Below are 22305 nucleotides of genomic sequence, written 5' to 3'. Positions count from 1 at the left end.
TTATATACTTTAATTATTTAAAGAATTATAATATATAATTTTATTTTGAAAATATTTTATAACCAAAATTAAATGATGTATGATTAGCCCATTACTTATGAATAAGAAATGGGGAAACGGCCCCATTCCTTGTTCAGGAAAATTAACCACACTATTATTATTTGCATATTTAGGAATCACCACAGTATCAACGGCCCAGCAAGTAACAACCAGGGGCCAGGTGACAGACCCGTCGGGAGAATCGGTGCCGGGAGTAAATATCCTTGAAAAAGACACCAATAATGGTACGGTAACGGATTTGGACGGCAATTATGAAATCACTGTTTCCTCGCCTGAAGCCATTCTCGTTTTTTCCTTTGTGGGTTTTGAAACCCAGGAAATTCCTGTAGAAGGCCGGACCCAACTGGATGCAATGCTTTCTGAAGATACCCGGAGCCTCGATGAGGTAGTAGTAGTGGGATATGGGGTGCAGCGCAAGAGTGATTTGACGGGTGCCATTTCCAGTGTCAAGTCTCAAGACATCACCAGATTACCTACTCCAAACGTGACACAGGCCCTTCAAGGCCGGGTCAGCGGCGTGCAGGTCACTTCTACCTCCGGAGCTCCCGGAGCCGGCACGACCGTTAGGGTACGGGGAGTGGGAACATTAAACAATGCCGACCCTTTGTTTGTCGTGGACGGGATGTTATTGGAGAATATAGATTTCCTTAATCCCAATGATGTTGAATCGATAGAAGTACTAAAGGACGCTTCTGCCACTGCTATATATGGATCCAGGGGGGCCAACGGCGTCATCATCGTGACTACCAAACAGGGAGCTTTCGATCAAGCGGCTACGATCTCCGTAAACGCCTACACTGGCGTCCAACAGGTCGCAGACAGGATAAGCATGGTAAATGCACGGCAATATACCCAACTCGCCAATGAGCTGAGGCAAAATGAAGGAGCTCAACCTCCTTATAATGAAGATGAATTCGGAGCAGGGACGGACTGGCAGGACTTCATCTTTCGCAATGCTCCCATCAACGATATCAACATAGGTGCCACAGGTGGTACCGCGAGCACCAGCTACAATCTCAATGTAAACTATTTCAATCAACAAGGAGTAGTGCGGGAATCGGACTTTGAGCGCTTAACCGTCAGGTTGAACAATCAATACAAAGCTTCTGACGCCGTGAGGTTCGGGCATAATCTTTCGTTCATTTATTTCAACCGTCAAGATGAGCCTTCAGGCATAGTCGCCACCGCTTATCGCGCACTGCCTATATTTGAACCCCGGCAACCGGACGGCTCTTTCACGGACATGACCCCCACCGGAAACCCCGCCGCCAGTTTTGAATACAACCGGCACAATGAGAACCACAGCTACAGAGCGGTGGGTAATTTCTTCATGGACGTAGATTTCCTCCAGTATTTCACTTTCCGCTCCAATATGGGAGTCGACTTTATATTCAATGACAGCCGTGTATTTACGCCTACTTTTTATGTTTCACCGGCCCAGCAGGTATTGGAAAATATGATCAACGTTTCCAACAACCGTACCAGGAACTGGCTGTGGGAAAATACCATAACATTTGAAAGAGAATGGGATAGCCACCGCCTCAACGTCCTCGCCGGTATCACTTCCCAGGATTTCTATTATGAGGAGCTTGGTGGACAAAGAAGAAACCTTCCCGGAGAAGACCCTTCACTATGGTATCTCAATGCAGGTGAAGAAATCACCCAAACCAACAATAACCTTGCGAGGGATTGGTCCATGGTCTCTTATCTATTCCGGGTCAATTACGTGTTTAACGACAAGTACCTGTTTACCGGAACAGTGAGGGTAGATGGATCTTCCAGGTTTGGGCGCGAAAACCGCTACGGTACTTTCCCCTCAGTAGCAGCCGGATGGAGAATTGCCGAAGAAGGCTTTATGCAGAATTTTGACGTGTTGAGTGATCTGAAACTGAGGGCAAGTTGGGGTATAATAGGCAATGATAAAATCGGGGAATATGAAGGACGGCCCGTGGTCACCGGCAACGAAAATGCCGTATTCGGCCCCGGCGAAACCTTGACATACGGAGCAGCCCTCACCCGTCTGGCCAATCCGTTTATCCAATGGGAAGAAACGGTGCAGTCTGATATCGGCTTTGAATTTGGTTTGTTTGACAACAAACTTACCGGTGAGGTGGATTACTATTTCAGGCGGACGAACGATATTCTCGTATCAGTACCTATACCCGCTTATGTAGGTTCTGCTGAAAACCCAGTCGTGAATGCAGCCAGTGTGGAGAACCGCGGATGGGATATTACCCTGAACTGGAGAGAAAGAAGAGGGGATTTCGGCTATGACTTCGGAATCATTGCTTCTACGGTTCGAAACACCGTGCTAGACATAGGAGAAGGCAACGAAGCGATATTCGGAGGCGCAGTAGGAATCAGTGGGTTATTGGGATCCAGAACCATCATCGGAGAATCCATAGGACACTTCTTCGGGTATAGGACATTAGGTGTTTTCCAAAACCAGAATCAAGTAGAAACCTCCCCGACGAGAGGTCCCGAGGTTCCCGGAGACTTGATATTCCAGGACACCAACGGGGACGGTCTGGTAGACAGCAATGACCGGATCATCTTGGGAAGTCCTATCCCCGAGCTGATTTTCGGCTTTCATTTCGGTGCAGATTACCGGGGGTTTGATCTCCGGGCTGATTTCAACGGCACTTATGGGAATAAAATATACAATTCAAAAAAGCAGACCAGGTTTGATACCTATAATTTTGAAACCACTTACCTGGACAGGTGGACGGGTGAGGGAACCAGTGACACAGAACCAAGGGTAACGAATGGCGGCCACAATTATGAGGTTTCGGACCGCTTCATCGAAGACGGATCCTTTCTCAGACTAAGAAATGTCCAATTGGGCTATACCTTTAACCAGACCTTCCTGGATAGATTCAATATCAATAATTTCAGGGTTTACCTGTCAGGCACTAATTTGTTTACCATCACGAATTATACAGGTTATACGCCTGAAATAGGTGGTGGTGACGTCCTTGGTACCGGATACGATAATGGGGTATACCCCATCTCCAGAGTGGTCAACCTGGGTATTTCCGCAAACTTCTAATCCAAAATTGATAGCCATGAAAAATATCACAACATATCAACTTACATGTTTATTGCTTTTGGCCTTCGCCGCCTTCACCGTATCCTGTAGCGACGAATTTCTTGAAAAGAATCCTAAAGCGGAACTGACTTCTGAGAGTTTCTGGCAAACCGAAGAGCAAGCTGTTCAGGCAGTCAACGCGACCTATAGCCATCTACGGAATTGGGGCGTTCACGTATTTTCTTATTTGGGTGTAACGGACATTGCTTCAGATGATGCGACCAAAGGAAGTGTGCCGGGTGATTCGGATTTTCTCAATGAGGTCAATAACTTTACGCATGACGCCAACAATACGGCGATAATCGGACTCTGGGGGGCTTATTATCAGGGAATATTCAGAGCCAATCAGGTCATCGTCAATGTACCGGAAATGGATATAGATCCTGACCTTCGGGAAAGACTCGTGGCCGAAGCCCGTTTTCTAAGGGGATATTTTTATTTCTTTTTAACCAGGGTATACGGAGATCTGCCTTTGGTCGCCCATCCCTTAGACCCGGATGAATACACACAGGAACGCGTCCCCAGGGAACAGATTTTTGATTTCATCATAGCTGATTTTGAATTTGCCGCGGCCCACCTCCCGGAAAAATCCGGCTATCCTGCCGCAGATCTGGGTAGGGTGACCAGGGGGGCGGCTCATGGCTTCCTCGCCCGGTTGTATTTGTTTCAGAATGATTTTGAAAATGTGTACGCACATGCTATGGAGGTCATTAATTCCGGGGAATACAGTTTGCATCCGGATTACCTGGAAATATTCAGGGAAGCTGGGGAACATTCTTCGGAAAGTGTTTTTGAGGTTTCTAAAGTCGCCTTGGAACAAGGCGGAGGGGGTTCGCAGTTTAACCAGGTGCAGGGAATAAGAGGGGACCCTAACCGCGGCTGGGGCTTCAACAGCCCTTCGGATGATTTGATAGCTGCCTATGAAGAAGGTGACCCGCGACTGGAAGCCACTGTCATATTCAACGGCGATACGCTGGAAAGCGGGGAAATCGTACGGGCAGTTCCCGGAATGGGCCCCAACGCCAGGTTCAACAGAAAAGCGCACCTGCCCGAAATGCCGCCAATAGGTACCCAAAACAGCGGAGCCAATATCCGGCTGATGAGGTATGCGGACATCCTGCTGATGGCGGCTGAAGCCGCCAATGAATTGGGAAATTCGTCCGAGGCGCTGACTTATCTCAATATGGTTCGCGAAAGGGCCCGGCAGGGAGATCCTGATGTACTTCCGGATGTGACCACTACCAGCCAAGGTGAACTGAGAGAAGCCATCTGGCATGAAAGAAGAGTGGAACTCGCCATGGAACAACAACGCTATTTTGATATTGTCAGACAGGGAAGGGCACAGGAAATCTTTGCCAACCTGGGCATCAACTGGATGCCTAACCGCCATGAAATATTTCCGATTCCACAAGCGGAAATCGATATCAGCGGAGGTGTGCTTACCCAAAATCCCGGATACTGAGTGTTGCGAATAGCTTCGGCTAATGCTGTGCGAATGATGAGGGTAGGCCCCCCGGAGCCGGTGTAAAGGCACGGGCTCTAAACCGCCTCTAAGCTGTTTGGGTTAAATGACCCGGTAGTGAGCATTAGGACTGCTCAACTTTTAACACAGTCCAGGGGGAGAATCTATGCGTGAAGTGTGTAACCAACTCAACCACCGCTTGCTCAAATGGGTTTTGCGGGTGCTTTGGTGTCGCACAGGAAGGTGCGCAAAGTTCTTATAGCCAGTGGATTTAAATGTTCGAAGCATCTAATCTGTCCCGCTGCATCGTGGATAGTGGTTGTTGTTGTGAGCGGTTTTTCTCGCCGTTCTTATGTTTTGTCCTTTCTGCATTTTATCATGTAAAAAGGATAATTTTCCGTTACTTCTGCAATGTCAAAAAGCCCTGCTTTACCAAATTCTTCCTGTATGGTTTCTCTGTCATAAAAGAACATTTTTACGCCACCAAACATTTCAAACCTGTCCTTACCGATGCAAGTTCCCTGTCCGTACGTCTGTGCCTTTTTTGTGATGGCTGTAAAAACCATCAAGCCGTTTTTTGTCAGCTGGTTATAGCAGTCAGTGATTAATTTTATTCTTTCGGCTTTGTCCAACAAGTGAATCAACGCGTAACAAAATATGCCGTCATACAGTTTGTTGTCAAAAGGCATTTCTGTTACCGAACCGTGATAAATAGTCAGGTCGTCACCAACATGTTTTTTAGCTATATCAATTGCTGTCTGAGAAATTTCAATTCCCGTTACTTCCATTCCGCTGTCTCTGAAAATTTGAGCATTTCGCCCATAGCCAATTCCCGGAATTAGAATATTTTTTACATGGTTAGCAATAAAAAAGTCATTTGTCAATACCGCAGATATTGCAGGTTCTGAGCCCCACATTTTCTGATGGTCTTTAAATGCTTCTTCCCAAAATTCTGCCATTGTTGCTTAGCTTAAATACCAATTTTATCCCGTTAGGGGAAGACGCACTTCCGCTTTGGCGGTGAGCTTATCGCTCATCCGCGTCTATTTATAGTGGCTGCTCCCGTTCCTATGCATGGTGTTTCATCCAATTTAAATGTCTTGTTGTAGTTAATGTAATAGGAATTCTTTTCATGTCCCAAAAAACCGGACCGTTCTCTAAAGTCTTACTTTCTATGCAAACTTTAAAGCCGAAGTGCTGATAAAATCTCAGATTTTTTTCACATCAGAACTCCATCATGTAGTCAAAATCAGCGGTCATTTCTTCCAGCACGCCATAAGCCTCTTGGGTAATTTCCGCAACCAGATTTTGAGTCCCTTCTTTTTTACCTGTTTTTAACTGGTCCTCCAGCTTTTTGGCCTTTGAGCTAGCCGGGATATTGAATTGGGCAAATCTACTGGCCAACTGGTGGGCAATGTCCTGCAACCGCACATAATTCCTGTTTTCCCATGCTTTGTTAAGATCGGTGAGGTCCTGATGCGTTTGGTTGCAAAAATCCACCACCAACTCCTTCAGCATCTCCGCATCTCCCATGCAGTATTTTTCCACGGCAGACAGGTCATACGATTTCTCCGGTCGCACACGGGTCTTTGGGGCCGGTCTCTCCTCCGATTTGGCTTCGGATACATCGATGTATTGAAGGATTTGAGAAACAAGTTCTTTCTCCTTGAAGGGTTTGAGGATCAACCCATTGAACCCCTCAGCTTTAATGGATTCCTTTTCTTCCGCATATACATTGGCAGTGAGGGCAAAAATGGGCAGGTCTTTGTATTGTTCCATCCCCCGGATGATTTTTAGGGCATCATACCCATTTATCTCCGGCATCTGCAAGTCCAGCATGGCCAGATCATAATCCAGTTTCTGAAAGTTGTCCCTTAGCCTGATACCCCCCAGGTAACTGGTCACCTGGGCTCCCAAGCTTTTCAGCAGCAATTCGGTGAATTTTAAAACGGTTTTATCGTCATCAACCAAAAGGATTTTTAAATCCTGTAATGCGCGCTCATTACCTGATGGCTCTTTTTCAGCAATGTGTTGCTGTGGGCCTGTTAATTCCGTGGGAATGGAAACAGTCACCGTTGTGCCTTTTCCTTCTTTGCTCTCAAAATCAACGCTGCCCTTCATGAAATCCACCAACTTTTTGACAATGGCCATACCTAGCCCGGTTCCGCCGAACTTCCGGCTGATTGTGCCGTCTCCCTGATGGAATTCGGTAAATAGATGCTCTTTTGCTTCCTGGGACATGCCAATGCCTGTATCCCTAACCATAATTTGGAGCTGGGCTGATGGTTTTTCTTTAAAGGCCACCCCAATGTTTATTTCACCTTCCTCGGTGAATTTTACCGCATTGGATAAAAGGTTATTGAGGATTTGAGTAATCCTCAACTCGTCCCCGAGCATCCATTTGTCATCCGGAAGGTCCAATTGCAGGGTCAAAGCCAATCCTTTTTCCTGTGTCTTTGCCTCAAAAAACTTCTTGATATTTGTGAAAAGAGATGTTGGGTCAAAGGGATGCCTTGATATCTCTATTTTTCCCGCTTCTATTTTTGAAAAATCCAGTATGTCATTCACCACTCCCAATAGGTTTTCCGAAGCCAGATTCGCCATATTTAAAAATTCCTGCTGCTCGTCGTCCAGATCGGTTTTACTCAGCACTTTGTTGTAACCTTGAATGACATGGAGCGGATTCCGGATTTCATGGCTCATATTGGCCAGAAAATCCTGCTTCGCTTTGGCCAAATTATCCGACCTTTGTTTCGCTTCTTCCAGTTTTTCCCGGTAGGTTTCCGCCTTGTTGATTTCTTTGATGATGCTAAAGATAAACAACGCCGAACCTATTACGCCCAACAGCGTGAGAAGACCAAGCAACAGCGACAGTTTATAGGTAAGCGCGTAGGCCGATTCGTTTTCAGCTTGGGATTGAAGCAGCGCCTCATTCTGTAATGAGGTAATGATGTCCTGAATATAAAAAATCAAATATTCGTTTTTTTCCAATAACTGCTGCTCGAGGTAAGCCAGCCTGGAATGCAAAAAGCGCTCTTCATTGGAGATGTTTGCGACGTAATTCCTGATAAGATACAAAAGGGAATCAGCAGCTGATAGAGGTTTACGGGCGGGGGGTACATCCACAGTGCCTCCCAGATTAACACGCAACTGCTCCACGAGCTCTTCTAAATCGCCTTGTTCTTCCTGCGCCAGCGCGAGACTGTCTTTGCCTGTCCGATTGTCCAAAGTATCTTTAGGGCTAGATAAGCCAAGACCTAAATTCCTCCTTGCGGTATCTATCCTGGAGCCTATTCTTCTCAGATTTCTAAGTTTTCCGCTTTCTTCCTGCCTCCTTATTTTCCTTTCGATATCATTGAGTGCTTCCTTGCTAAACTCTCTGTTGAGCAGGTTTTTCTTCACTTCCGAAAGGCTGGTATGAACATTCACCAGTTCCTCAATATTATACTGTATGCTCTCTATTTTATAGCTTTCAATAGGACCGGAAGCTTCTTTACAAAGTTTATCCAGCCGGGATTTTACCCTGGAAAGATAATCTACCGTGTCTCTCTGTCCTTCTTCGGAGGAAAACGTGTTGCTGTACCTGTCCAATTGGTAAACATCGGAAAGCAAGTGATTGTATTCCATGAGTTTTTCATTTGGCTTGGACAGGGTATCCACAGACGCCATAAGGTTCTTCACACTTATATAAGTAAGTATACTCACCCCTAAGATCAAGGTTCCAGCCAAGATGAAACCCACCACTACCTTTGCCCTCGCATTCAAGATCATCGTCTCCATGTTTGATTTAATGCGTTGAAATTCAAATATTGTACCATTGGCATCGAAACCTAATGATATAATTATTAGCCGCCAAATACCCTGATAGACGGCAAAGGATCGGTATCTTTCCCCATTATTGGCTCATTTAAGAAGTCCACAGTTCAAGGAAATTCACCACAGGTTGAGGAAGAAAGTCAATACTTTGGAAATCAGTAAAGTATAGAATTTATTGGGGTAGGAGACTGAAAAATACAGCCTTGTTTTAAGAAGAGGTGTTTCGGGTTAGGGCTTCAGTTGAGGATCAGCTCATCCAGCCCTTCAATGGAGTCAATGGTTTCTTCCCTGTATTGTAAAGTCCAGCCCATGGATGCTGTGAGGATATAGATTTTGGACAGCTCACTTACCAACCTTTCCTTGGCATTTTCCTTTAGGTGGGATTGATTGATTTTTTCCTCCATCATGGTTTGGACCCTGCTTTTTATCTTGTTATAATCCTCAGCTCCGAATTTATTCAAATAATCCTGGGTGATGTCATAATATTCGATGTCCGGGTAGATGTTGATTTCGGGTTCAGGGATGTAGGTGATCCGCACCGTCCTGTTTTGTTCATCGATTTCCGTCATCACCTGTCTCAAATCATACCCGACGGTGACTTTGGCGTTGACGATGACCAATGCTTTTTTGTTGGCGGAAAAGATGTCAAAATAATTTCTGCGGGTATTGCGGTAACTGACTACCTGCGAAAAATGCCCTTCCGTTACTACCAGCTTGCCTACCTGATTGATTTGTTGTTGTATGAGGGCGGTATTCATGGTCAACTCCTGCTTTTCTTCCTTTTTGTTGACACAGAGCTGAATCAGGAGTACCGCCACCAAACTGATGATGATGCCTGCTATGAATCTATACATGGACCTTTATGCATATCCTGCTGTTATTCTCCGGGCTGTTTTCAATAAACTTTATACATTTTATTGGCCGAATTGATATAATCCAACGGATTGAATGTTTTGTCGAATGAATTCTGGAGATTGTTCAACTTGTTTTCCAGATCGGTCATTCTTGGTCCAATATGTTGACTTTTTTTGTATTTGGCAATAAGATCGTTGTATTTGCCTATGTTTTCGCTGATTCTGAAGGTAATGGTGCCAAACCTTACTTTGAGTGATTGTATTTCGCTCATTTCGTAGTAAAAGGTATTTTTCCAGTTTTTGGGGTTGTTGTTGCGCTCGTCCCTTACTTTTTCTGAAATGACATCCGTGAGTTCATTGAGATATTGGTACCTTTTGTTGGCGTCATTTTCCATGGTAAAACGGCGGTTAAAGTCCGCTCTCTTGATGTCCAATATCGTGAGGTTTTTTTCCAGATTGGATTCATAAAGCTTTTTGAGCTCTTCCAGTTCGACGTTGATGGCTTCCCATTCGGTTTCTACCAGGTCCTTGTCATTGGTATATTGTCCCAATTCGGAAACCAGTTCAAACATTTTTTGGCTTCTGTCTTTGAGTTCCTGGTTTTTTTTACCTCCTCCGATATTTTCTATGTAGGTGGACATCCCCATAAACAAAGCCTGGCTGAAGGTGCCGAAGATCGGCGTGCCTGCAGTCAGGTCCCCGGTGATGTTCATCAGATTGGATACCACACCGAACGTGGCGCTGGATTCCTTGTTTTCATTGACATAAGCCTTGAATCCGGAATACCATTCGCTGAAACCCGGATATTGGGTAGGGTTGCCGATCTGGTTAAGGGTGGTGAAGAAATCCCTGGCAGAATTGAACAATATCAGCGGTTTAAGTTCCCTTTCCATGGAGACCAGGTTGATAATCGCTGACTGGTAGTTGCCCTTATAAATGTTCAATTCAGACTCTTTTTCAGCTTGTTGGAAATCTTCAATAAGCTTCACTCTTTCCACCAGTTTGTTAATGATTTGGCGTTCATTGGTGGTTTGTTCAAGCGACTCATCCAAAAGCTGGATCTTCAAATCCAGGTCGGTGAGCTTTGTTCCCAAATCGCTGTTGAGTGAATCGGTTTTCTGCTCAATGCTTTTCAGTAGACTTTGCTTGAGCGTATTTTCCAGCGTCACTACCAGACTGTCCTGTTGGGCTGCTGCAGGATAGCTGACGGCTATCATTAGCAGCATCATGATCATATTACTAACTCTATACATGGGTTTTAAACATTGTGGATGGGGCTAAAGCCATTATTATGCCATAATTTACTGTTTTGGTGTTGTTTATGTCTATTAATGTGTTAAATATCTCCTGCGAATGAAATCAAAAAACTGCTTATTTCCTACCACGATTCCTTCAACGGGGAGTTTGAGAGAATGTTTTTTGCTTTCGCGCAATTATCTTTTTAAAAAATACCTTATACACCGCATCATACGAAATCATATCTCCATGGTTTCTGAATCCGGTGATTAAATTAAGCGAAATTTTTTAAAAAAGGATAGTTTGGATATATTAGTAGCAGTCCAAATGGCTAAGCCCATCATGGATAGAACAATAAACTCATAAAACTGATATGCAAAATCATCCTTGGTTTAAATTTTATCCTGAATCTGTTCCACATGAGGTGGACGTTGATGCTTATGACAGCATTGTAAACCTTTTTGAAGAAAGCATCGGCAAATTTGGCGACAAAGTGGCCTACGAATGCATGGGAAAAACTATGACATTCAACGAGTTGGACCATATGTCGAAGAATTTTGCCGCTTTTCTGAGCGGGGAACTGAAAATGAAAAAAGGTGACCGGATCGCCATCCAAATGCCTAATCTCCTTCAATATCCGGTAGCCATGTTCGGCGCTCTTAGGGCCGGAATGGTAGTCGTCAATACCAATCCCCTCTATACGGCCAAAGAGATGAAGCACCAATTTACCGATGCAGGTGTGGAAACGGTTGTGATTCTCGCCAATTTTGCCCACAACTTACAGAAAATCAGAGAGGAAATTCCTGCTAAAAATATCATCGTGACCCAGATAGGTGATCTTTTGGGAGGACTTAAAGGAGGCATTGTCAACTTTGTGGTCAGATATATCAAAAAGATGGTGCCGGACTATACCTTGCCGGGAGCCCACGCTTTCAAAGATGCGCTGGCCAAGGGGGCTTCGCGTGAATTTAAAAAGGAGAACGTTGTCAAAGATGATCTGGCCTATTTGCAATATACCGGTGGTACCACAGGGGTATCCAAGGGCGCCGAACTGAGCCACGGCAATATAGTGGCGAATATGCAGCAGATTTCCGCCTGGATGAAACCCAAATTAAAAGAAAGTGAAGAAACGGTCATTACGGCTCTTCCCCTGTACCATATTTTTGCCTTGACGGTCAACTGCCTGTCTATGCTGAAGATCGGAGCCCATAACGTTCTGGTAACCAATCCCAGAGATATGCCTGCTTTCTGTAAAGAATTGCGCAGACACCGTTTCAGCGTGTTTACCGGAGTCAATACCCTGTTTAATGGCTTGCTGAATCAGGAGGCTTTCAGAGCGCTTGATTTTAGTGCGCTAAAAGTGTCGGTGGGGGGAGGTATGGCTGTGCAGAGAGCGGTGGCCGAACGTTGGCAGAAAGTTACTCACGTACCCTTGGCTGAAGGGTACGGTCTGACAGAGACTTCCCCTGTAGTGTCCTGTAATCCCATAGACGGTACGGAAAGAATCGGCACCATAGGTATCCCTGTGCCCAATACAGAAATAAAAATTGTCGATGATGAGGGAAATGAACTGTCTGCAGGTGAAAAAGGTGAATTATGTGTGAAAGGACCGCAGGTGATGAAGGGCTATTGGAACCGGCCTGATGAGACGGCGGACGCTTTTTTAGACGGGGAATGGTTCAAAACCGGGGACATCGCCATCATGGATGAAGATGGTTTTCTGCAAATCGTGGACAGAAAGAAAGAAATGATCCTGGTTTCAGGTTTCAATGTTTATCCGAATGAGGTGGAGGATGCCATTGCCAGCCATGAAAAAGTGCTGGAGGTGGGCGTGATAGGCGTTCCGGATGAGAAGTCCACTGAAAAGGTCGTCGCTTATGTGGTGGCCAAGGATAAATCCGTTACCGAGGAGGAGATCATCGCCCACGCCAAAGAAAACCTGACCAGCTACAAAATACCTAAAGAAGTATACTTCGCCCAGGAATTGCCAAAATCCAATGTGGGAAAAATCCTTAGAAGAGTCATACGGGAAAATCATGAAAAGAAAACCTAAAAAGTATATCTCATGGTCACACCGAAGGTTCTTGGATCTCCCAATACGGCCGCATAGTGGCCCGTATTGCCTGCACCGGGAAGCAACTGCTCGAAATAGTCCGCGTTGACAAGATTTCTGGACCATATAAATGCCGACAGACCATCGGTGGATCTGAATCCCATTCTGGCATTGGCCAGGATATAGCCATCAATATTCAAATACCGGGAGGGCGAGGGGCTTGAGGAAAATTCAGTCCTGAAGAAAGCTTCAGAGGCGAAAAAGTAGATGCCTTTCCATAGGAGGAACTTTCCCTCTTTGGTCAGTTCTCCGCCCCCTGATCCGGCCCATGTGGAAATTCCCGGCAGTCTGCCTCCGGAGATGTCCTTAAAGTGTTCCCCTCCAACGTCTTCCAAAGGCACTGGGGCGTTGGTAAAGGAAACATATTCGCCATCTGTATAGGCCAACGCCCCGAAAATGGACATGTTTTTGTGCACTTTGGCACTGAAATCCATTTCCACTCCCCGCACCCTTACCCTTTCCGCATTGGCCAGGTAGCCCCGGTTCACGGAAAGATCGGGACTCTGTACCAGGGTCTGGAAATTTTTGATTTGGGTGTTGAAGAAAACCACATTGAGGGCGGTTTGACCTGTAGGGCTTGATTTTATCCCTAATTCCCAATGGCTGACATGTTCGGGTTCTATTCTTGCGAGCTCAAGCATGGTCCTTCCGTTTTCTCTTGGCAAACCGCCCAGATTGATGCCCACAGGTTTGAACCCCAGCGAGTGCGTGACAAAGGTGTTGACCCAATCGTTGGCCTGATAGGCAAGGGTCAATTGTCCCGAAAAATTGGATTCACTAACCGCAGCGGCAAACGCCTGGTCGTTGTATACGGCATTTTTGATGGCAATGAGCTCCGGATCGTCAGTTTCAAGTCCTCCGTATGTCTTCCTGTCAAAGTCGACCTGCTTCTCATCGTAGTTCCAACGTATTCCAGGCAACAGGCTTAAATCATCGGTTATTTTCCAGTCCAATTGCCCAAAGACCGCGCCGCTGAGACTCTTAAGGCTACTGCGGGTTTTGATCCCATAGCCGTCAAGGAGTCCGGGGGTCTGCCAAAGCGGGTTTGGGCTGGTTTGCGCAAATCTCCATTGATGCATACCGGATTCTTCTATATGAAACGGATCGGATCTTAAATCCTGCCCTAGTGCAAAGATGCCTGCCACGCCACTGAGTTTAGCATTAAAATCCCATGCATAGCGAATTTCCTGCGACCATTGATGATGTTTTGAAGGGGCTTCGGATAAAGCCAGTGCCTGCAGGCCGGTAAAATCCCGATCATTTGAGGGAGCCCAGTTCCAGTACCGCCAGGCGGTTGTTGAAGTCAATTTACCTTTGCCTAATTCCGCGTCAGTATTAAGCGATATTCCTCCCATATCATTTCCGGAGCGCCAAGGGGTATCATGATCGATAAGCCGGTCAAATGGATTGGAAGAAGGCAAAGTATATCCCAGGTCTTTGGTGATCTGATCGAACTGACGGAATTCAGCCAGCCTTGTTTCCACCGCTCCCACCATGACCTGGGCATAACCATCCGGACGCTGGAGGTTGACGTCTGCTGCGAGCATGATTTCCGTTTTTTCTGAAAGCAGGTAGAGCAGCTGGGTCCTCAAGCCAAAATTATTCAGGGTATTGACATGATTATGAGTGACCGTATGGTACAATACCCCATTTCTACGGGTGCCGGAGAATGACAGTCTTCCTGCCAGTTTATGGTTTAAAGGCCCGGTTAAGGTGCCCTTGGTCTGAATGAAGCCGTAATTCCCGATACTTGATTCCAAAGTGGCATCCGGTTGGAATCTCGGCCTTTTGGTGGTTATATTGAATGCCCCTGCCGTCGTGTTTTTTCCAAACAACGTGCCCTGCGGTCCCCGAAGGATCTCAATTTGCTCCACATCAACAAAATCCAAGGCCGTCACTGCGGGACGTGCATAATAGACACCATCCATGTAAAAACCCACCCCGGGATCAATCCCGTCATTGGTCAGGCCAAAAGTTGTTCCCAATCCTCTGATGTTTAAGGCGGTGTTCCTGGGATTTGAGGAGTAAAGCTGGACCGTGGGAACCAACTCCTTCACCCTTCCCACATTAAATGCACCCGCATCGTCTATTTGACTGCCGCCTACAACCGTAATGGGAATCGGTACCGAGCGGATTTCCTCCTGCCGGCGTCTGGCGATGACCACTACTTCGGACAGCAAGTCACCCTCCTTTAAGATAATCTCCAGAAGGGAAGAAGGCCATTCCTCTATCCGGGCTTCGTAGGCATCAAAGCCCACGAAACTGGCTTTAATCATAACAGGCAGGGATGCGGAGGTAGTAAGCACAAACAGTCCGTTTTCATCGGCAATGGCGAAATCATGGGTAACGGGGAGTATGACCGTGGCACCGACCAAAGGTTCTCCGTAGGCGTCCCTGATGATACCCCGCAAGGTTTGTTGGGAAAGAACCGGAGATCCCAACAAGAGGAGAAATGGGAGGATTGGGAATGTTTTTCTCATGGTAGTTTTAAAGGTGATTTTTGCCAACAGAAGATCCTTATGCTCTATAGATCAGCTTGTTAAATCAATAAATATATAAACCCTATCGGATTAGTAGACAAATATATATCTATTTTTTTGACTGTTTTCTTTTTTTGGAAAAAAAAATTTCAACCCCTCTTCCGGCCTTTTAAAGGAGGCTAAGAGTTGGTCCAATTAGCAAATCCGAAGGAAGTCCGGTTTATTTTTAATATCGACTCCCAATCAGGATTTTTTCACAGTGAAAGATGATGACTATGTAGGGAAAGAGCAGAATTATATTACGGTATACGTCTGGGTGTTAGCATGAGGGATCAGGATGACTGGATTTTTGCATCCAGCATTTTGATCACCCTGGCTGGGTTGCCGCCTACTAAGGTATCGGATGGGACATCTTTGGTGACGACCGCTCCGGCAGCGATGATGCTCCGGTCACCTACTGTCACACCGGGACAGATGATGGCCCCGCCGCCTACCCATACGTCCGAGCCAATGGTAACCGGAAGGCCGAATTCCAGCAGGGTGCTTCTTTCTTTCCAATCGACGGGGTGTGTGGCAGCGTAAATCTGAACATTGGGACCAAACATGCTCCGGTCACCGATAGTTACTTTGTTCACATCCAGGATGGTACAGTTGAAATTAAAAAATACCTGATCGCCAGCGAAAATATTATAACCGTAATCACAATAAAAAGGCGGTTCAATCCAAAGTTCCCTGCCCTTTTTTCCCAAGAGCTTTGTTAAGATGGATTCCCTTATGCTTAGTGCATCAGGAAGGCTGTCATTGAATGTTTTCATTAACTGTCTTGCCTGGAACCTTTCTTTAACCAATTCCTCGTCCGAGGCGAGATAAAGTTGTCCTGCGAGCATTTTTTCTTTTTCAGTTGCCATACCGTCAGGGTTTTTAATTTGAAAGTGTTTTGATTTGTCCCAAGTGCCTTTTTTCATGGGTCAGAATGATTTCAATGGCTTGATCCAAACTGTATACCACCCATTTATTTGCAGGTGAGGCTATCATGACGCCTTTTTCGAGGAGAGGCTCCAGTTTTTGAACATAGGAGGAAAGTTGGTGTTGCTGATCGAAAAACCTGTCCAGAATGGTTTTATCATATAACTGACTGCTGGGTTGCCATATTTCAAATGTTTTGGTTTTCCTGGGTTTTTTCATCGCATCAAGGATCATTTCCCCAACTTTTTTACCCAGCATGGGGACTCTTCCCAGCAGAGGCGGTTTGTATTCGTTTTTTAAGAGTTGTTTGAAAGTAGGGAAATAAGAAGTATTTACCAGAATCAGGTGGGATATGATCTCTGCTATACTCCAGGACTGGGAACCGGGTTTACGATTGAGATCTGTCACATTGCTTTTTTTCAGGGTCTGCTCAAACTCCCAGGCGATATTTGCCAATTCCATTTGCCAGTTATCGGCTTTATCTTTCATTGTTTCGGATCTTGTGGTGGCGGTCAATGTAGGTTCTACTGTTTTGTGCCTGAAGATTTTCATGGCTTTAAATCTTAATATTAATGATTTGATCAATAGGATTCAAGGAGTCAGCTAATGAAACCTAAAAAATCTTTGTTTTTTTCATTATCGGTTGTTTTTTTGTGCCTGAAACCAAGTGTTATAACAATTCAGTACAATTATTTGTCGTTTGTCTTCTTTGCTTTATCTTAGTGGAAGTGTTTTCACACGGGGTTGCTACTTACTGTTAAAATAGAATTTCTTGCTATGTATGCCATAGTGGATATAGAGACCACGGGAGGGTTTTCCGCGCGCAACAGGATCATTGAAATCGCTGTGGTTTTTCATGATGGCAGGCAAATAACAGGCCACTATGAAAAGCTTATTAACCCCGGGTGTCAAATTCCCGGGTTTATTACGGGTTTAACGGGAATAGACGGGGGTATGTTAGCGGATGCACCCACTTTTTCGGAAATTTCCGGTGAGCTAGCCCGGATGTTGGAGGGAAAGGTATTCATAGCCCATAATGTGAGTTTTGATTTTAACTTTGTCAAAGAGGCATTTGGAAGGGAGGGCATACCATTCAATCCGAAAAGGCTGTGCACGGTACGCATGAGCAGAAAAATTTTTCCGGGTCTGGGTTCTTACAGTCTCGGGAGACTCTGTGAAAGTGTGGGTATCCACATAAATGACCGGCACAGGGCTTTGGGGGATGCTTGGGCAACTGCGCAGTTGTTTGGAAAATTGCTCAAAGCAGACAATGAGGGGTTTATCGCAAAAGCTTTGGGATCCAGGGGAAAAGAGTTGTCCCTTCCACCACATATCAGTGTGGAGAAATATAGGGAACTGCCTCAAGCCACTGGGGTGTACTATTTTCATGACAGAAACGGCCAGGTCATTTACGTAGGCAAGGCATTGAATATCCGAAGCCGTTTTGAAGGACATTTTACCGGCAAGTCCAAAATTAACTTGAGGTCAGAAATCCATGATGTGAGTTATGAGTTGACGGGAAGCGAGTTGCTGGCGCTTTTATTGGAGGCGATGGAAATCAAACGTCTTTGGCCAAAATACAACAGGTCATTAAAGGTCAGATCAGTTTCCTGGGGCCTGTTTGTTTATGAGGACATGCAGGGCTATATCCGTTTTCAGGTGAGTAAGTCTGTTAAAGGAACAAATCCCGTATACACTTTTACCAACCATTCGGAAGCCTGGAAGTTTTTACTGGACAACATGGAAAAATTTGGGCTGTGTCCGAAATTCTGTGGCATTCAAAAGACATCAGGGGCTTGCTATGATTATGCGTCAGGCAAGTGTAGTGGGCCTTGCTGTGGTAAGGAAGATGCGGAAACATACAATGCCAAGGTAGGGCAGTTTTTGGAAGGCGCTAAAATGCAGGCAGATAAAATACTTGTCAGGGACAAGGGGCGTACGCCGGAAGAAGAGGCTGTTCTGCTTTTTGAAGACGGTTTTTTCTCCGCTTTTGGGTTTGTAGAAAAAAACGGCGTTTCCGTGGATGGCCATACAGTCATGGACCTGTTGAAACCTGTGCGGAGGGTCGTGGAAACGCAACTTCTTTTAAGATCCTATCTGGAAAAAATCCCTAAATCGAACATCCTGTACCTAAATTCAAGTTAGTTTTTAAGTAGGGGGTCAATTTTCAGGTTAACCAATGAATTTATTGTCCACGGATTCCACTGATTGACACGAATTTCGTGAAATGATTCAGTTCATTGAATCGATTTCCCAGATAACAATTTTAACCAACTTATCCTCACCCTTCGTGTGAATTCCCCGAATCCCGTTGACCGGCTTCGGGGACCTGTCCCGGACTTGTTTCGGGATTTCTGGACAACCAAGCGCTCTCGCAAACCAGCAGTTTCACAAACAAATAGCCTGAAATATCATACTTGACTTAACAAACTAGCCATATGCCCCGCATTAAAGGCTGGGAATGTGTCCTTCCAGGCCTTGTATGACTTAAAAAGAGATGTGGTGGCATTTCAAAGAAATGGATGGTTAACCTGGTGGTATTCCATTTCAGTTTTCGGTTTTATGGTTACCTTTACCGCCCAACAACAAACCGTATAACTTATGAAAATTAATGATCATGAACCACTGGGGCCTTATTTCCCCGCTGTGGAGAGATACGATAACATGATTTACCGTAGATGTGGAAGAAGTGGGATAGACCTGCCGGCCATTTCCTTGGGGTTATGGCATAACTTCGGGCACAGTGACGATTTTAAGAACTCGAGAACAATCCTTAGAAGGGCGTTTGATTTAGGAATCAACCATTTTGACCTGGCCAATAATTATGGCCCGCCATATGGGTCGGCGGAAGAAAATTTTGGAAGGATCTTCGATAAGGATTTCACACCCTACAGGGATGAGCTGATCATATCTTCCAAGGCCGGATGGGACATGTGGCCAGGCCCTTATGGCAATTACGGCTCCAGGAAATACCTGATCGCCAGCTTGGACCAAAGCTTAAAAAGAATGGGATTGGAATATGTGGATATTTTCTATCACCACCGCCCCGATCCCAAAACGCCCCTAGAGGAAACGATGGGAGCATTGGATCAAATTGTCAGACAGGGCAAGGCCCTCTACGTGGGGATCAGCCAATACAGCGCTGAAGACACTGAAAAAGCAGCAAAAATACTGAAAGAGCTGGGCACGCCATGCCTTATTCATCAGCCCCGGTACAGCATGATGGACCGCTGGGTGGAAGACGGTTTGCTGGATGTACTGGAGGACCGCGGCATCGGGGCTATTGCTTTTTCACCTTTGGAGCAGGGGGTCTTGACGGACAAATACCTCAAAGGTTTTCCCGAAGATTCCAGGGCAGTGAAAGACGGTAGATACCTCCAAGCGGGAGCGATTACCGAGGAGCTTTTGGATAAAGTAAAGCAACTGAATGGACTGGCCCAAAAAAGAGGACAGAGCCTGGCCCAGATGGCAATTGCATGGTTGTTAAAGGACAGGAGGATCACATCCGTATTGGTAGGAGTGAGCAGGCCTTCCCAGTTGGATGACAACGTGAAATGCCTGGACAATCTTGAATTCAGTCAAACGGAAAGGAGTGAAATCATGACGATATTGAATGGTTGACCGGAGATGGCAATGAGCTAAAGAAACCCTTTCCTGTCCGGGGTCATCGGCAGGGAAGGGTTTTGTCATTTTAGAAAACAGGCGTTTGATTTTTTAGGCAGTATCTTCCAAACTAATTATGTGTTTCTTTAGTTTTTATATTGAAATGCGTCAATTACTTTAGATTAAGTGGATTATTTTTTGTTTTGTCGGTATAATTATTGTTTGAAGTTTTGTATATTATGGGTAATAATAAAGGTTGATCTTAAACCCAAATACATACACAATGAAAAAGTCCGTCTTTCTTTGGCTCTTGGTTCTCATGATTAGCCAAGGCCTTTTCGCACAGGAAAAAAAGTACCTGGTTTTTGAATTTATCAGGGTGGATCCGAACAGGGTATTTGATTATCTTGAATACAAGGATTTTTTGGCTAAAGTCTATGAACGAGCTTTACAGAATGGTGCGATCACCGGGTGGGATCTCTGGTCCCTGCAGTCAGGTACGGAGGGGGAACCCTTCCAGTATGCAACAATCACCTATTACAATGATCCCGTAAAAATGATGAATGGCAATGATTTGGATCAGCTTGTTCAAAATGCCAAAGAGGCTTTTCCTGATATGAGTGAAACAGAGATTGCCAGCAGGTTTAGGGATGCCATAGACAATCAGGATCTTGCGGTTAGAAATTATATGGTGGAGGTGGCCAGGACAGACGATTCTTACAATTACAGACCGGGAACCCTGGCTTCATTCGATCTGATGAAAGCGGTGGAAGGGAAATTCGATGAGTATGAAAAGGCAGAAAGGGAAGTGTTTTTACCTATCCATGAGAAAAAAATCAAGGCTGGTTTGATGGAAAACTGGCGGTTTTTAAGAACTGCTGTACCCACGGGAAGTGAGGCTAAATCTACCCATATGACGATGAACGTCTATTCCAATTATGTACAGTTTTTCAACTCGATGGAATATGAAGACATGGATGCCACTGAAAGCCAACTCATGGAAGTGGAAAAGGGGTTAAAGTCCAGAGATCAGAAATGGGTTTATTTGGCTACACTGGAATCTATGGTGAGATAAAATGGTAACCTTTAAATAGCCTAATGCCTAAAAAACGATTTTAGGGATTGAATACCGGGTTTTTCCAGTTGTTGCGTTGACAGATCCAGGTCATGATCAGGTTAACCCCCGTATGGAACACCGTCAGCAAAATAATAGCAAGCAGCGGAACCCCCATAATTTGCAGCGGCCATTGGTAAGTCCAAACACCCAAATTGATGGTGATCATTTCCCCCAGAGTAGGGAATATCATGGCTATTATAGGAGCCAGTATCATTTTGGATGTCATGTTATCCACTCCCGTAGTGGTAATAATCCCTTTTTCCAGTTTGTAGAGGTAAGTAAAGGCAAGTGCCCAGGCAAATGGAAGCCAAAATGGGAATTCTCTTCCGCCTGCCAATTGATGGTATTCCCAGTAGCCGTTATGAATTCCCCATAATTCGCAGATAACCCCCAGTATGCCCGTGGTCACGGCTCCTATAAGATAGATCTTTCGGTCTTTCGCTCCTCTGCGCCATTTTTTTATAAGGGTGTAGACAAGATAAGATGCCAATAAAACCGCCACTCCCAGATCAAAAGGGAAAAAAAAACCTATCAAAGTCCCGGCAATACCCAGTTTGATCAGGTTCTTGAATACGATCTTAGTGGCTGGACGATTGAAGGAAAATGTGCTTCTTGCTAAAGTTTTCAATGACGATATCCAATTAATCTAAAAGCAGACCTAATATTACCACTTTTTAGTTTATATATGAAATTTTTTCATCATCTCTTCCATTTTTGCCACACCTGTACTTGCTTTTTCCTCAATCTTAATCAGGTTATCGATAGATGCCACGTCAGGGATTTTCACGTCCACGATAAATTTTGGTATAGCGGGTTGTGTGTAAGAAATAAGGCCGGCGGCGGGATAAACCAGAAGCGATGTTCCCACCACCGCAAAAACATCCGCCTGCAAAGCGGCTTCAATGGCAGCTTCCATCATGGGTACGGGTTCCCCAAACCAGACGATATAGGGTCTGAGTTGTGATCCCTTTTCGCATTTGTCGCCAAGTTTGAGTTCCCATCCTTCCATTTCATACACCAAACCCGGGTCCAAGGTACTTTGGGATTTGAAGAGTTCCCCGTGGAGGTGAATCACTTTGCTTGATCCGGCTTTTTCATGCAGGTTGTCCACATTTTGTGTGACAATTGTAACGTCAAAATCCTCCTCCAACCGGGCAAGACGGTAGTGTGCCTTATTGGGCTCGGCTTCCAGGCATGCCTTTCTTCTCAAATTGTAGAATTCGAGTACCAGTTTTTTGTTTTTCCTCCAGCCGGCGGGCGAGGCCACTTCCATCACATCATGTCCTTCCCACAGACCATTGTCGTCCCTGAAGGTTCTCAAACCACTTTCTGCCGAAATTCCCGCACCGGTCAAAACCACGAGTTTTTTCATAAACAAGTATTTATGCGCTTATTCAATTGTATTCCGGATCGCCTTCTAAATTTAAAGAAAAAAGAGGCTGTCTTCCGTAACGAAACAGCCTCTTTTTTAATTATTGTTATGTCAGGTATGAAATGTCGGGCTTTGGAT

At 45.2% G+C, this 22305-nt stretch carries 15 protein-coding genes; 6 read left to right on the top strand and 9 right to left on the bottom strand.

The window, feature by feature from the left end; all coding sequences use genetic code 11:
• The first annotated feature begins 79 nt into the window (after window positions 1–79).
• Together ACFPFU_RS16180 and ACFPFU_RS16175 are read left to right on the top strand one after the other, a co-directional pair.
• A complete protein-coding gene (locus ACFPFU_RS16180) occupies window positions 80–3109 on the top strand; it encodes a SusC/RagA family TonB-linked outer membrane protein (RefSeq protein WP_377065903.1) in 3030 nt (1009 codons plus the stop codon).
• 16 nt (window positions 3110–3125) lie between these two features.
• Window positions 3126–4610 (top strand): RagB/SusD family nutrient uptake outer membrane protein, encoded by a 1485-nt coding sequence (locus ACFPFU_RS16175; RefSeq protein ID WP_377065901.1) that lies wholly within the window; start codon window positions 3126–3128, stop codon window positions 4608–4610.
• A gap of 350 nt (window positions 4611–4960) precedes the next feature.
• On the opposite strand, the gene ACFPFU_RS16170 is transcribed toward ACFPFU_RS16175, so the two are convergent.
• The 4 genes from ACFPFU_RS16170 to ACFPFU_RS16155 all read right to left on the bottom strand — a co-directional run bounded on the left by ACFPFU_RS16170 (window position 4961) and on the right by ACFPFU_RS16155 (window position 10533).
• A complete protein-coding gene (locus tag ACFPFU_RS16170; protein WP_377065899.1) occupies window positions 4961–5569 on the bottom strand; it encodes a class I SAM-dependent methyltransferase in 609 nt (202 codons plus the stop codon).
• A 265-nt stretch (window positions 5570–5834) separates the two neighbouring features.
• Complete coding sequence (locus tag ACFPFU_RS16165; RefSeq protein ID WP_377065897.1) at window positions 5835–8390, bottom strand: hybrid sensor histidine kinase/response regulator; 2556 nt, start codon at window positions 8388–8390, stop codon at window positions 5835–5837.
• A 272-nt stretch (window positions 8391–8662) separates the two neighbouring features.
• Entirely contained in the window at window positions 8663–9280 is a 618-nt protein-coding gene (locus tag ACFPFU_RS16160; RefSeq protein WP_377065895.1) for a DUF4230 domain-containing protein, read from the bottom strand.
• 41 nt (window positions 9281–9321) lie between these two features.
• Window positions 9322–10533, bottom strand: coding sequence for a hypothetical protein (locus ACFPFU_RS16155; RefSeq protein ID WP_377065893.1), 1212 nt, complete (start codon window positions 10531–10533; stop codon window positions 9322–9324).
• 356 nt (window positions 10534–10889) lie between these two features.
• Between ACFPFU_RS16155 and ACFPFU_RS16150 the strand changes: the two genes are divergently transcribed.
• Window positions 10890–12569, top strand: coding sequence for an AMP-binding protein (locus ACFPFU_RS16150; RefSeq protein ID WP_377065891.1), 1680 nt, complete (start codon window positions 10890–10892; stop codon window positions 12567–12569).
• On the opposite strand, the gene ACFPFU_RS16145 is transcribed toward ACFPFU_RS16150, so the two are convergent.
• From ACFPFU_RS16145 to ACFPFU_RS16135, 3 genes are all read right to left on the bottom strand, one after another.
• Window positions 12566–15109, bottom strand: coding sequence for a TonB-dependent receptor (locus ACFPFU_RS16145; protein ID WP_377065889.1), 2544 nt, complete (start codon window positions 15107–15109; stop codon window positions 12566–12568). The two genes, ACFPFU_RS16150 and ACFPFU_RS16145, sit on opposite strands and share 4 nt — an antisense overlap.
• 332 nt (window positions 15110–15441) lie before the next feature.
• Window positions 15442–16017, bottom strand: coding sequence for a sugar O-acetyltransferase (locus ACFPFU_RS16140; RefSeq protein ID WP_377065887.1), 576 nt, complete (start codon window positions 16015–16017; stop codon window positions 15442–15444).
• Between the two features lie 13 nt (window positions 16018–16030).
• Entirely contained in the window at window positions 16031–16627 is a 597-nt protein-coding gene (locus ACFPFU_RS16135; protein WP_377065885.1) for a DinB family protein, read from the bottom strand.
• A 225-nt stretch (window positions 16628–16852) separates the two neighbouring features.
• Here ACFPFU_RS16135 and ACFPFU_RS16130 point away from each other — a divergent pair, with 225 nt between their 5' ends.
• From ACFPFU_RS16130 to ACFPFU_RS16120, 3 genes are all read left to right on the top strand, one after another.
• A complete protein-coding gene (locus tag ACFPFU_RS16130; protein ID WP_377065883.1) occupies window positions 16853–18220 on the top strand; it encodes an exonuclease domain-containing protein in 1368 nt (455 codons plus the stop codon).
• Window positions 18221–18676: 456 nt separating this feature from the next.
• A complete protein-coding gene (mgrA, locus tag ACFPFU_RS16125) occupies window positions 18677–19696 on the top strand; it encodes an L-glyceraldehyde 3-phosphate reductase (protein WP_377065881.1) in 1020 nt (339 codons plus the stop codon).
• A gap of 265 nt (window positions 19697–19961) precedes the next feature.
• Window positions 19962–20753 (top strand): hypothetical protein, encoded by a 792-nt coding sequence (locus ACFPFU_RS16120; protein WP_377065879.1) that lies wholly within the window; start codon window positions 19962–19964, stop codon window positions 20751–20753.
• Between the two features lie 40 nt (window positions 20754–20793).
• On the opposite strand, the gene ACFPFU_RS16115 is transcribed toward ACFPFU_RS16120, so the two are convergent.
• The gene (locus ACFPFU_RS16115; protein ID WP_377065877.1) at window positions 20794–21423 is read right to left on the bottom strand and encodes a hypothetical protein; all 630 of its coding nucleotides are present in this window, start codon (window positions 21421–21423) and stop codon (window positions 20794–20796) included.
• A gap of 51 nt (window positions 21424–21474) precedes the next feature.
• Window positions 21475–22167, bottom strand: coding sequence for an SIR2 family NAD-dependent protein deacylase (locus ACFPFU_RS16110; RefSeq protein ID WP_377065875.1), 693 nt, complete (start codon window positions 22165–22167; stop codon window positions 21475–21477).
• Between the last annotated feature and the right edge of the window lie 138 nt (window positions 22168–22305).

The sequence above is a fragment of the Negadavirga shengliensis genome, assembly GCF_042652345.1.
GTDB classification, from domain to species: Bacteria; Bacteroidota; Bacteroidia; order Cytophagales; family Cyclobacteriaceae; genus Negadavirga; species Negadavirga shengliensis.
Note: the sequence above shows the minus strand (reverse complement) of the source record. Positions and strands in the feature narration are given on the sequence as shown.

What these genes read in the sequence shown, in the direction of transcription:
- ACFPFU_RS16170 (WP_377065899.1), bottom strand. Translation starts at nt 5,569, where the DNA reads ATGGCAGAATTTTGGGAAGAAGCATTTAAAGACCATCAGAAAATGTGG.
- ACFPFU_RS16165 (WP_377065897.1), bottom strand. Translation starts at nt 8,390, where the DNA reads ATGGAGACGATGATCTTGAATGCGAGGGCAAAGGTAGTGGTGGGTTTC.
- ACFPFU_RS16130 (WP_377065883.1), top strand. Translation starts at nt 16,853, where the DNA reads ATGTATGCCATAGTGGATATAGAGACCACGGGAGGGTTTTCCGCGCGC.
- ACFPFU_RS16155 (WP_377065893.1), bottom strand. Translation starts at nt 10,533, where the DNA reads ATGTATAGAGTTAGTAATATGATCATGATGCTGCTAATGATAGCCGTC.
- ACFPFU_RS16150 (WP_377065891.1), top strand. Translation starts at nt 10,890, where the DNA reads ATGCAAAATCATCCTTGGTTTAAATTTTATCCTGAATCTGTTCCACAT.
- ACFPFU_RS16160 (WP_377065895.1), bottom strand. Translation starts at nt 9,280, where the DNA reads ATGTATAGATTCATAGCAGGCATCATCATCAGTTTGGTGGCGGTACTC.
- ACFPFU_RS16140 (WP_377065887.1), bottom strand. Translation starts at nt 16,017, where the DNA reads ATGGCAACTGAAAAAGAAAAAATGCTCGCAGGACAACTTTATCTCGCC.
- ACFPFU_RS16145 (WP_377065889.1), bottom strand. Translation starts at nt 15,109, where the DNA reads ATGAGAAAAACATTCCCAATCCTCCCATTTCTCCTCTTGTTGGGATCT.
- ACFPFU_RS16180 (WP_377065903.1), top strand. Translation starts at nt 80, where the DNA reads ATGATTAGCCCATTACTTATGAATAAGAAATGGGGAAACGGCCCCATT.
- mgrA (WP_377065881.1), top strand. Translation starts at nt 18,677, where the DNA reads ATGAAAATTAATGATCATGAACCACTGGGGCCTTATTTCCCCGCTGTG.
- ACFPFU_RS16175 (WP_377065901.1), top strand. Translation starts at nt 3,126, where the DNA reads ATGAAAAATATCACAACATATCAACTTACATGTTTATTGCTTTTGGCC.
- ACFPFU_RS16135 (WP_377065885.1), bottom strand. Translation starts at nt 16,627, where the DNA reads ATGAAAATCTTCAGGCACAAAACAGTAGAACCTACATTGACCGCCACC.
- ACFPFU_RS16110 (WP_377065875.1), bottom strand. Translation starts at nt 22,167, where the DNA reads ATGAAAAAACTCGTGGTTTTGACCGGTGCGGGAATTTCGGCAGAAAGT.
- ACFPFU_RS16120 (WP_377065879.1), top strand. Translation starts at nt 19,962, where the DNA reads ATGAAAAAGTCCGTCTTTCTTTGGCTCTTGGTTCTCATGATTAGCCAA.